General features: G+C 41.4%; 10 protein-coding genes. 9 read left to right on the top strand and 1 reads right to left on the bottom strand.

The genetic code is table 11. From position 1 onward, the window contains the following. Positions 1–96, top strand: a 96-nt coding sequence (locus tag BKK50_RS11300) for an IS3 family transposase (protein WP_143529822.1), incomplete at its 5' end; no start/stop codon positions are given. Between the two features lie 68 nt (positions 97–164). Here the strand turns inward: BKK50_RS11300 and glmU are convergent. Continuing rightward, the gene (gene glmU / locus BKK50_RS11295; protein ID WP_077418155.1) at positions 165–1,535 is read right to left on the bottom strand and encodes a bifunctional UDP-N-acetylglucosamine diphosphorylase/glucosamine-1-phosphate N-acetyltransferase GlmU; all 1,371 of its coding nucleotides are present in this window, start codon (positions 1,533–1,535) and stop codon (positions 165–167) included. A 122-nt stretch (positions 1,536–1,657) separates the two neighbouring features. On the opposite strand from glmU, the gene BKK50_RS11290 reads away from it, so the two are divergent. The 8 genes from BKK50_RS11290 (at position 1,658) to BKK50_RS11255 (ending at position 10,779) form a co-directional block, all read left to right on the top strand. Beyond that, entirely contained in the window at positions 1,658–2,407 is a 750-nt protein-coding gene (locus BKK50_RS11290; RefSeq protein ID WP_077418160.1) for a DeoR/GlpR family DNA-binding transcription regulator, read from the top strand. A 226-nt stretch (positions 2,408–2,633) separates the two neighbouring features. Then, positions 2,634–4,403: an L-fucose isomerase gene (fucI, locus tag BKK50_RS11285; RefSeq protein ID WP_077418152.1), complete on the top strand. Its 1,770-nt coding sequence runs from the start codon at positions 2,634–2,636 to the stop codon at positions 4,401–4,403. 165 nt (positions 4,404–4,568) lie between these two features. Next, positions 4,569–5,999 (top strand): L-fuculokinase, encoded by a 1,431-nt coding sequence (fucK, locus tag BKK50_RS11280; RefSeq protein WP_077418149.1) that lies wholly within the window; start codon positions 4,569–4,571, stop codon positions 5,997–5,999. Positions 6,000–6,010: 11 nt separating this feature from the next. Next, positions 6,011–6,445, top strand: a complete 435-nt coding sequence (gene fucU / locus BKK50_RS11275) for an L-fucose mutarotase (RefSeq protein WP_077418146.1) — start codon at positions 6,011–6,013, stop codon at positions 6,443–6,445. A 20-nt stretch (positions 6,446–6,465) separates the two neighbouring features. After that, positions 6,466–7,113, top strand: coding sequence for an L-fuculose-phosphate aldolase (gene fucA, locus BKK50_RS11270; RefSeq protein WP_077418143.1), 648 nt, complete (start codon positions 6,466–6,468; stop codon positions 7,111–7,113). A 45-nt stretch (positions 7,114–7,158) separates the two neighbouring features. After that, on the top strand, positions 7,159–8,448 hold the full coding sequence (gene fucP / locus BKK50_RS11265) for an L-fucose:H+ symporter permease (protein WP_077418141.1): 1,290 nt from the start codon (positions 7,159–7,161) through the stop codon (positions 8,446–8,448). Positions 8,449–8,672: 224 nt separating this feature from the next. Further along, the gene (pyrG, locus tag BKK50_RS11260; protein WP_077418138.1) at positions 8,673–10,307 is read left to right on the top strand and encodes a glutamine hydrolyzing CTP synthase; all 1,635 of its coding nucleotides are present in this window, start codon (positions 8,673–8,675) and stop codon (positions 10,305–10,307) included. Between the two features lie 106 nt (positions 10,308–10,413). Next, entirely contained in the window at positions 10,414–10,779 is a 366-nt protein-coding gene (locus tag BKK50_RS11255; protein WP_143529821.1) for a DUF5672 family protein, read from the top strand. The last annotated feature ends 9 nt before the right edge of the window (positions 10,780–10,788 follow it).

The raw sequence follows: 10,788 nt of genomic DNA, 5'->3' as shown, positions 1-10,788 counted from the left end.
TGCATGATCATTAACAGTGATTACAACGAAAAACGAATAAAACTGGATTTAAAAGGATTGAGCCCGGTGCAATACCGAACTCAATATTTAAGTTAATAATCTGTCCAACTTTTGGGGGCAGATCACTTTTCATAAAAAATCCCACATAGTATGGGATTTATCATTTATTTCTTTTTCACCGGGCGTTGCCAATTTTGAATATGGCGTTGTGGTACACGGGTTATCACCAATTCGTCTTTGCCTACATGGCGTGTAATCGTTGAGCCCGCTCCGATAGTTGCGCCGTCTTCAACGGTGATTGGAGCGACTAATTGCGTATCTGAACCCACGAAGACATTATCACCAATAATGGTTTTAAATTTATTAGCGCCGTCATAATTACAGGTAATCACCCCCGCACCGATATTACAATTTGACCCGATTTCACTGTCGCCCACATAGGTTAAGTGGTTGACTTTCGAGCCTTTACCGACAAGGGATTTTTTGATTTCCACAAAGTTACCCACATGGGTTTCTGCGGCCAATTCTGTACCCGGGCGTAAACGGGAGAACGGTCCAATTGCGGCCTTTTCACCAATGCTGGCATCTTCTAACACAGAATAAGGTTTCACTTCCACATCATCGGCAATCACTACGTTTTTTAATACACAGCCTGTTCCTATTTTCACCCGATTTCCTAAGCGTACATCTCCCTCAATAATCACATTGGTATCAATTTCTACATCTTTACCATGCTCAAGGGAACCGCGTAAATCAAAACGAGTAGGATCGGCCAACATCACGCCGTCTAATAATAAACGTTCCGCCTGTTTACGTTGATAATAGCGTTCAAGCGCACTTAATTGCAGGCGATTATTAGCCCCTTCAACTTCCATTACATCCGTTGCCTGCACTGCAACAACTTGGCAACCATCTTGGTTGGCAAGGGCAATTAAATCGGTCAAATAATATTCACCTTGAGCATTATGATTATCCACTCGGGCAAGCCATTTTTTGAAACTGACCCCATCGGAAACCATCACGCCGGTGTTCACTTCCTGAATGTTCAATTGTTCTGCATTGGCATCTTTTTGCTCAACGATAGCGATTACACGGCCATTTTCACGAATAATACGGCCATAACCTGTTGGGTTATCTAACTTCACCGTAAGTAATGCAATCCCGTTTTCAGGTTTTGCTGCAATGAGCTTTTCTAAGGTTTCCTTTGTAATCAGCGGGGCATCACCGTAAAGTATGACAATATTCTCATTATCCTTAAAAAAAGGTGCGGCTTGTTGCACCGCATGTGCTGTGCCAAGCTGTTCGGTTTGTAAGACCCAATTGACTTTTTCATTGGCAAGACGTTCACGCATTAATTCACCACCATGTCCGTAAATTAAATGCACGTTTTCAGCCCCCAGAGAATGAGCCGTATCAATAACATGTTTCACCATCGGTTTACCCGCTACCTTATGCAACACCTTGGGTAAATCGGAATACATACGGGTGCCTTTTCCTGCCGCCAAAATGACCGCACTTCGCGTTTTGTTTGTCATAAAATCTCTCTTGTCATTAAAAATTGACGGTATTTTAGCTTAGAAATTCTGAGATGATAAGCTGTTTATCTTTTCTTAAAACATTCTATAATGAAACAATTTTGAACGGTTGGGGGGGGGATATGCGTAATAGAGATGAGATGATTCTGCAATGGGTTAATCAACAGGGAAAAGCCACGGTGACTGAATTGGCAGAAAAGTGTGAAATATCCGTTGAAACCGTTCGGCGTGATCTTAATCGGCTTGAGAAACAAGGATTGCTTTATCGTACACATGGCGGCGCGATAAGTCATAAAACGACAGATCTTGGATCCTTTTTTCAGGCTCGGCGATACATCAATGCAACGGCAAAGCGATACATTGCTAAAAATGCCCTTGAATTGCTTTATGAAAATGCAGTGATTGGATTAGATGCGAGTTCCACAAGTTGGTATTTCGCACATTTAATGCCGGATATTCCTTGTACTGTTGTGACGAATTCTATGTTTAATATCAATGCATTGGTTGATAAACCCAACATCAAAACTATTGTGACCGGAGGGGTTTATTCATCAAAATATGAAGCATTTTACGGTCCATTATCAGAATATTTATTACAACGTCTGCACATTAATTTTTCTATTTTTTCCTGTTCCGGCATTGATAATCAAGGAAATATTTGGGAATCCAATGAATTAAATGCCTCTTTGAAGCGTAAAATGATGGAAGCTTCGGAACATGCTTACCTTTTGGCGGATCATTCTAAATTTGAGAAAAAAAGCCTCATACAATTAACGGAATTGAGCAAAATTAATACTCTTTTTAGTGATGCCGATTTGTCGGAAACGCTCCAAACCTATTGTGAAAAAAACGATATTTTGACCGTTTTATAATAAATAATGACCGAATTGCCCGATTTTTGAAAATTTAAGTAAGAAACGGGCATTATTTTTCTTTAAAAATGACCGATTATTGTGATCCTTTTCACAAATTTGAAATTAACGGTCTTTCCCTTCTATCTTCTTCTATTTTTTTATTCAAGAATAATTTCAAGTTAAGCAGATAAATCGCTTATCTGGGATTTCAATATGAACTAAAAATGATAGGAGAAACACGATTATGACATCTTTCACTCAAACTAATCGTATTAAAATCGGTATCCGTCCGACCATTGACGGTCGTCGTATGGGGGTACGAGAATCATTAGAAGAGCAAACCATGCGTATGGCGAAATCTGTTGTCGATTTATTACAAACCCATATTCACTATACAGACGGTTCTTTTGTTGAATGTGTGATTGCAGATAGCTGTATTGGTGGGGTGGCTGAAGCAGCGGCTTGTGCGGATAAATTCAAACGCGAAAATGTCGGATTAACGATTACGGTCACCCCTTGTTGGTGCTACGGCTCAGAAACGATTGATATGGATCCGCATATGCCGAAAGCGATTTGGGGGTTTAACGGTACGGAACGTCCTGGCGCGGTTTACCTTGCTGCTGCATTAGCCGGCCATTCTCAATTAGGTTTGCCTGCCTTCTCAATTTATGGAACCGAAGTGCAAGAAGCCAATGATACAAATATCCCGGAAGATGTAAAAGAAAAACTGTTACGTTTTGCCCGTGCTGGTCTTACTGTTGCTACTCTTCGAGGAAAATCCTATTTATCTATTGGTTCTGTTTCTATGGGGATCGCAAGCTCCATTGTGAACCAACAATTTTTCCAAGAATACCTTGGTATGCGTAACGAATATGTGGATATGACGGAAATCAAACGTCGTTTAGATCGCAAAATCTACGATCAAGAAGAAGTGGATTTAGCACTTTCTTGGGTAAAACAATATTGCCAAGAGGGCATTGATGTAAACAGTCAGGAAAACCAACGTACACCGGAAGAGCGTGCCGAACTTTGGGAAAATGTAGTGAAAATGAGCATTATTACCCGTGACTTGATGGTGGGGAATCCAAAACTGGCGAAATTGAATTTTGCTGAAGAAGCTTTAGGGCATAATGCCATTGCTGCTGGATTTCAAGGTCAGCGTCATTGGACGGATCATCTGCCAAACGGTGATTTTATGGAGGCGATGCTCAATTCTACTTATGATTGGAACGGCGTTCGCCCACCTTATATTCTTGCCACTGAAAACGATAGTTTGAATGCCGTATGTATGTTGTTTGGCAATCAACTCACCGGTCAGGCACAGATTTTTGCTGATGTGCGCACTTATTGGAGCCCTGAATCCGTTGAGCGTGTGACGGGTTGGAAACCGGAAAGTGGCTTTATCCATTTAATTAATTCCGGTTCTGCTGCACTTGATGGTACAGGTCAACATAAAGATGCAAATGGTAATCCAACCATTAAGCCGGCTTGGGAAGTGACTGAAGAGGACGGAAAACGTTGCCTAGCACACACTCGTTGGTGTCCTGCGGTACACGAATATTTCCGTGGCGGTGGTTTATCTTCTCAGTTTTTAACGCAGGGTGGTATGCCGTTTACCATGCATCGTATTAATCTTATCAAAGGTTTAGGGCCGGTATTGCAAATTGCAGAAGGCTGGTCAATCGATTTGCCTGAACAGGTGCACGATATTCTCAATAAGCGTACTAATGAAACTTGGCCGACTACTTGGTTTGTACCTCGTTTAACCGGTAAAGGGGCATTCACTGATGTCTATTCCGTGATGGCTAATTGGGGAGCGAACCATTGTGTTGCCACTTATGGGCACGTTGGTGCGGATCTTATCACACTGGCCTCTATGCTACGCATTCCGGTTTGTATGCATAACATTGAAGAACGCAATATCTTCCGACCAAGTGCTTGGAATGGGTTTGGTCAAGATAAAGAAGGTCAGGATTATCGAGCTTGTCAAAACTTCGGTCCACTTTATAAATAATAGCAATGGCACATACTTTTCTGTGTGTGCCACCATTTCAATCAACACCCATATTGAAGTGCGGTCACAAAATCCAAAGGAGCGAATAAATCACTTGAGTGATTTATGAGTAAAAATCGATGTCTTTTTCAGCCGCACTTTTTCTCAATTTTAGGGGGAGTTTTTATGCCTATCGTGCTGATCTTTGATTGCGGTGCAACCAATTTGCGTACTATTGCGATGAGCGATAAGGGTGAAATTTTGGCCTCCCATCATATGGCGAACAATACCCAACCGGATATCAAATTCGCTGATTATCATATTTGGGATTTTGAAGAAATCTGGCAGAAATTATCTCATTGTGCGGATCTAACTATTGCACAATTAAGAGAACAACATATTGATTTAGCAGAGATTGTTGGTATTTCTGTGACGACATTTGGGGTAGATGGGGCTCCTTTTGATCGCCATGGGCAGCAACTTTATCCGATTATTTCTTGGAAGTGTCCACGCACACTTCCGGTAATGGAAAAATTAGATAAGTTGTTAGATGTTAAAGCGCTTTATCAACGTAATGGCATCGGACAATACAGTTTTAATACTTTATTCAAGTTGCTTTGGTTAAAAGAATATGAACCGGAAATTTTCCAAAAAATGGATAAATTCGTGTTCATTTCTTCCATGCTAACTCAACGTTTAACGGGGGAATGGAGCACCGATCACACCATGGCGGGGACATCAATGATGACAAATCTCGCTACCGGTGATTGGGATGAAGATATTTTGCAATGGCTTGGGCTTACCTCATCCCATTTTCCACCAATGCGCTATGCGGGTGAAAAAGTAGGTGATCTTATGCTTTCACTTGCTATGAAGTGGGGGCTAAAGCGTATTCCGGTAATCGCCTGTGGACACGACACACAATTTGCTGTGTTTGGTTCAGGGGCAGGATTAAATCAACCTGTGCTTAGTTCCGGTACTTGGGAAATTTTGATGGCTCGTACGCAATATGCACAGCCACAATTTGATTTTGTTTCACAAGGGCTGACGACAGAATTCGATGTTCAACGGAATTGCTTCAACCCTGCAGTGCAATGGGTGGGCTCCGGTATCATGGAATGGCTTGGAAAACTGTTATTTGCAGATGTATATGGCACGGATAGCTATTATTCAACGATGATTACAGAAGCTATGGCTGCCGAGGAGAGTAAAAGTGCGGTCGATTTTCAGGGCGTTTTTAATCAACTTGGACAAGGACGGATAGAGGGGCTTTCTATGTTTACCTCTCGTGGCGAGATCTATCGTGCAGCACTTTATTACATGGCAAATCAGCTTAAACAGGGATTGGCTGTGCTACAACAGGTGAGTCATTTTAAAGCAGAGAGTTTGCTTTGTGTTGGTGGTGGATCAAAAAATCCATTATGGAACCAAATTCGTGCCGATGTTTTAGGGTTACCGATTGATGTGGTTGATGTCGCAGAAGCAACCGTTTTAGGTGCGGCAATGTTTACTTTTGTCGGTGTTGGAGTGTACGACAATGAAGAAATGGCACAAAAGGCGATGCAACCGCAACGCAAACGAATTTACCCACGATTTAATTTTGTAAACAACGAATAGGAGTCATCTTAATGTTAAAAGGTATTCATCCGGCAATTTCCCCTGAATTACTCAAAATTCTTGCTGAAATGGGACATGGTGATGAACTTGTCCTTGCTGATGCGCATTTTCCTGCTCACTCGCTTCATCATCATGTTGTGAGAGCTGATGGGATTGCCATTGCGACTTTATTAAAAGGGATTGCGTCATTATTTGAATTTGATGCTTATGTGACAGCACCGCTTGTGATGATGAAGGCAGTACAAGGCGATAGCTTAGATCCTGAAGTAGAAAAACGCTATTTAGAGGCCATTCAAAGTGCGGTCGATTTTGTGCCGAATCTTGAACGTATTGACCGCTTTGATTTCTATGAGCGAACAAAACATGCCTATGCTGTGGTGATGAGTGGCGAAACTGCAAAATACGGCAATATTATTATCAAAAAAGGGGTTACCCCGGTTTTATAACAAATTTAGAGGTCTTAAAAATGAATAGAAAAACACTTTCACAGAAAATTATCGATACCTGCCTTGAAATGACCCGATTGGGGTTAAACCAAGGGACTGCAGGAAATGTCAGTGTGCGTTATAAAGAAGGTATGCTGATTACCCCCACCGGTATGCCTTATCATTTAATTACACCGGACGATATTGTTTATGTTGATAGTCAAGGTAAACATGAAGAGGGAAAACTACCTTCCAGTGAATGGCAATTTCATTTAGCAGTCTATCAAGCTCGTGCAGAGGCCAATGCGGTTGTCCATAATCATTCTCTTCATTGTGCTGGGTTATCCATTCTTGAAAAACCTATTCCGGCTATTCATTACATGGTTGCGGTAGGAGGAAGTGATCATATTCCTTGTGTGCCTTACGCAACATTTGGAACCTATGAGCTTGCCTCTTACGTTTCTGAGGGAATTAAGAAAAGTAAGGCAATTTTACTGGCGCACCATGGCTTAATCGCTTGTGGTGAAAATCTTGATAAAGCATTGTGGCTGGCACAAGAGGTTGAGGTATTGGCTTCTTGGTATTTGAAGTTGCTTGCCACCGGTTTGGATATTCCACTTTTGAGTCATGAGCAAATGCAAGTGGTATTAGGAAAATTCCATACCTATGGATTACGCATTGAAGAATAGTGATTCTTTGTGTGCTTCTCTACTAATTAATATAAGGAAAATATTATGAGTGCCAAAGTGTTAGAAAAGAAATTCATTGTCCCCTTTATTTTAATCACGAGCTTATTTGCGCTATGGGGATTTGCCAATGATATTACCAATCCAATGGTGGCGGTATTCCAAACAGTGATGGAAATACCCGCCTCCGAAGCGGCCTTGGTGCAATTTGCATTTTACGGTGGTTATGGGACGATGGCGATTCCTGCGGCGATCTTTGCTAGCCGATATAGTTATAAAGCAGGCATTATGCTTGGGCTTATTCTTTATGCTATCGGCGCTTTTTTATTCTGGCCGGCAGCAAAATATGAAGAATTTAATTTTTTCTTAATTTCACTTTATATTTTAACCTTTGGTTTGGCTTTTTTAGAAACCACGGCAAACCCTTATATTCTTGCAATGGGCGATCCACAAACTGCCACACGTCGGTTGAATTTTGCTCAGTCTTTTAACCCTTTGGGTTCTATCACAGGGATGTTTGTGGCCTCTCAGTTGGTATTAACCAATTTGGAGTCAGATAAGCGTGATGCAGCAGGTAATCTCATTTTCAATACGTTATCTGAAGCGGAAAAAATGGGGATTCGTACTCATGATTTAGCGGAAATTCGTGATCCCTATATTGTATTAGGCTTTGTAGTGGTTGCAGTACTGATTATTATTGGGCTTTACAAAATGCCTAAAGTACGAGTGGAAGAAGGCAATAATCGTATTTCGTTTAAAGAAGCAGTCAGTCGTTTAATACAGATACCTAAATATCGTGAGGGCGTGATTGCACAAGTATTTTACGTTGGCGTGCAAATTATGTGTTGGACGTTTATTGTTCAATATGCAGAACGTTTAGGGTTTACTAAGGCAGAAGGTCAAAATTTCAACATCATTGCGATGGGGATTTTTATCGCTAGCCGTTTTATTAGTACCAGTCTTATGAAATATCTCAAATCTGAATTTATGTTAATGCTCTTTGCTATCGGTGGTTTCTTTAGCATTCTTGGCGTCATTTTCATTGATGGGGTGGGAGGATTGTATTGTTTGATTTTAACCTCCGGTTTTATGTCACTGATGTTCCCAACCATTTATGGTATTGCACTTAATGGGTTAAAAGAAGAATCGACTATTGGTGCGGCAGGTTTGGTTATGGCGATTGTCGGTGGGGCGTTAATGCCACCATTGCAAGGAATGATTATTGATCAGGGTGAAGTCATGGGACTCCCAGCAGTGAACTTCTCTTTCATCTTGCCTTTAGTATGCTTCATCGTTATTGCTATCTACGGATTTAGAACATGGAAAATTCTTAAATAGAGGTAAAACGACCGCACTTTAAAGTGCGGTCGTTTTTTTATAAATTTGGTGGATAAGCTTTGCTTTTAATTCCGCTATTCCCGTTGAGTTAGCGCCATAAATAAGGTAAACTACCGTCCCGTCTTTAGTAGCTAATCTTCTTCAATTTTTGACCGCACTTTTGTGAAATGTCTCGTAAGATGATTAGCTATCATCATTTCTATCCCAACAAAAATAGGTTTCCTATGGCTACAAATTATATTTTCGTCACAGGCGGTGTGGTTTCATCGCTCGGTAAAGGTATTGCAGCGGCATCATTGGCGGCAATTTTAGAAGCACGCGGTTTAAATGTTACGATTATGAAACTTGATCCCTATATCAATGTGGATCCGGGGACGATGAGTCCGACTCAACACGGTGAAGTGTTTGTAACACAAGACGGTGCGGAAACCGATTTGGATTTAGGTCATTATGAGCGTTTCATTCGTACAAAAATGACGAAACGGAATAATTTCACCACCGGTAAAATTTATTCGGAAGTATTACGCAAAGAACGCCGTGGTGATTACCTTGGTGCAACCATTCAAGTGATTCCGCATATTACTAATGAGATTAAAGATCGTGTGATTGCTGGGGCGCAAGGCCATGATGTGGTGATCGTGGAAGTGGGCGGAACCGTAGGGGATATTGAATCTTTACCGTTCTTGGAGGCTCTGCGTCAGCTTGCGGTGCAGGTGGGGCGTGAACATACGCTATTTATGCATTTAACACTGGTTCCTTATATTCCTACTGCCGGTGAAGTTAAAACCAAGCCGACCCAACATTCGGTTAAAGAATTACTTTCCATTGGTATTCAGCCTGATGTGTTAATTTGTCGTTCTGATAGAATGATTCCACCAAATGAACGGGCGAAAATTGCACTGTTTTGTAATGTGCCGGAACGTGCGGTGATTTCATTAAAAGATGTGAATTCTATCTATCAAATTCCAGCATTATTGAAATCGCAAGGCTTGGATGAGTTTGTTTGTGATCGTTTCCGCTTAAATTGCCAAGAGGCCGATCTTTCCGAATGGGAACAAGTGCTTTATAAACAAGCCAATCCGGTGGGGGAAGTAACCATTGGTATGGTGGGCAAATATACGGAATTGCCTGATGCCTATAAATCGGTCAATGAGGCATTAAAACACGCCGGATTAACTAACCGCTTATCGGTGAATATCAAATATATTGATTCGCAAGATGTAGAAACCAAAGGGGTAGAGGTGCTTCAAGGGGTAGATGGGATCCTTGTACCGGGTGGTTTTGGTTATCGTGGTGTGGAAGGAAAAATTCGTACCGCACAATATGCCCGTGAGAACAATGTGCCTTATTTGGGGATTTGTTTAGGGATGCAAACAGCGTTAATTGAATATGCCCGCAATGTGGCAGGGTTAACTCAAGCCAATTCTTCCGAGTTTGACCGTCATTGCGAACAGCCGGTAGTGGCACTCATTACGGAATGGCAAGATGCTGATGGTAATACGGAAGTCCGTTCCGATCAATCTGATCTGGGTGGCACTATGCGTTTGGGGGCGCAGCAATGTCATTTGGTCGAGGGAAGCCGTGCACGCGAGTTATATGGCGCTGAAACCATTGAAGAGCGTCATCGTCACCGCTATGAAGTGAATAATGTTTTACTGCCACAAATTGAAAAAGCGGGATTGAAAGTCACCGGTTTATCTGCGGATAAAAAATTAGTGGAAATCATTGAAGTGCCAAATCATCCTTGGTTTGTCGCCTGTCAATTCCACCCGGAATTTACCTCAACACCGCGTGATGGACATCCGCTCTTTGCAGGCTTTGTGAAAGCGGCTTATGATAATCATAAAAAATCGGTCTAGTCCGAATTTATTGCATTATGAGATGAAAACCAAGAGAGTGAGATGTCGCTATCTTGGTTTTTAATTGGTAAAAGGAGATGAAAAGTAAAAATGGGGCAATATAATGATGGCAGACAGACAAGATAAAACCCTCACCATTGTGAGTGTCACCGGTCATCAAGACTATGCAGAAGGATCTGTCTATGCGATTCTGCGTTCCTATGAAGAATTGCAGAAAAAATTTCCGGTTGATAACTTGAGTTGCTTACTTGTTTGTCCGACAAGACCAGAAAATTTACCGGAATATGTTCGGCACATCGCCTGTAAACCCTTTAGTTATTTAGAATATAATGTCTTTGTTTTATATTCTCTTGATGATTTAATTGAGACCGATTTTGCGTTGATTGTTCAAAATGACGGCTTTGTGCTAAATGGAAATAACTGGCGAGAGGAGTTTTTAGAATACGATTATATTGGTGCACCATTACTTTAGGGGCTGTAC

Source organism: Rodentibacter rarus, assembly GCF_001998965.1.
GTDB classification, from domain to species: Bacteria; Pseudomonadota; Gammaproteobacteria; order Enterobacterales; family Pasteurellaceae; genus Rodentibacter; species Rodentibacter rarus.
The sequence above is the reverse complement of the archived record's forward strand: the minus strand, read 5'-3'. Positions and strand labels throughout refer to the sequence as shown.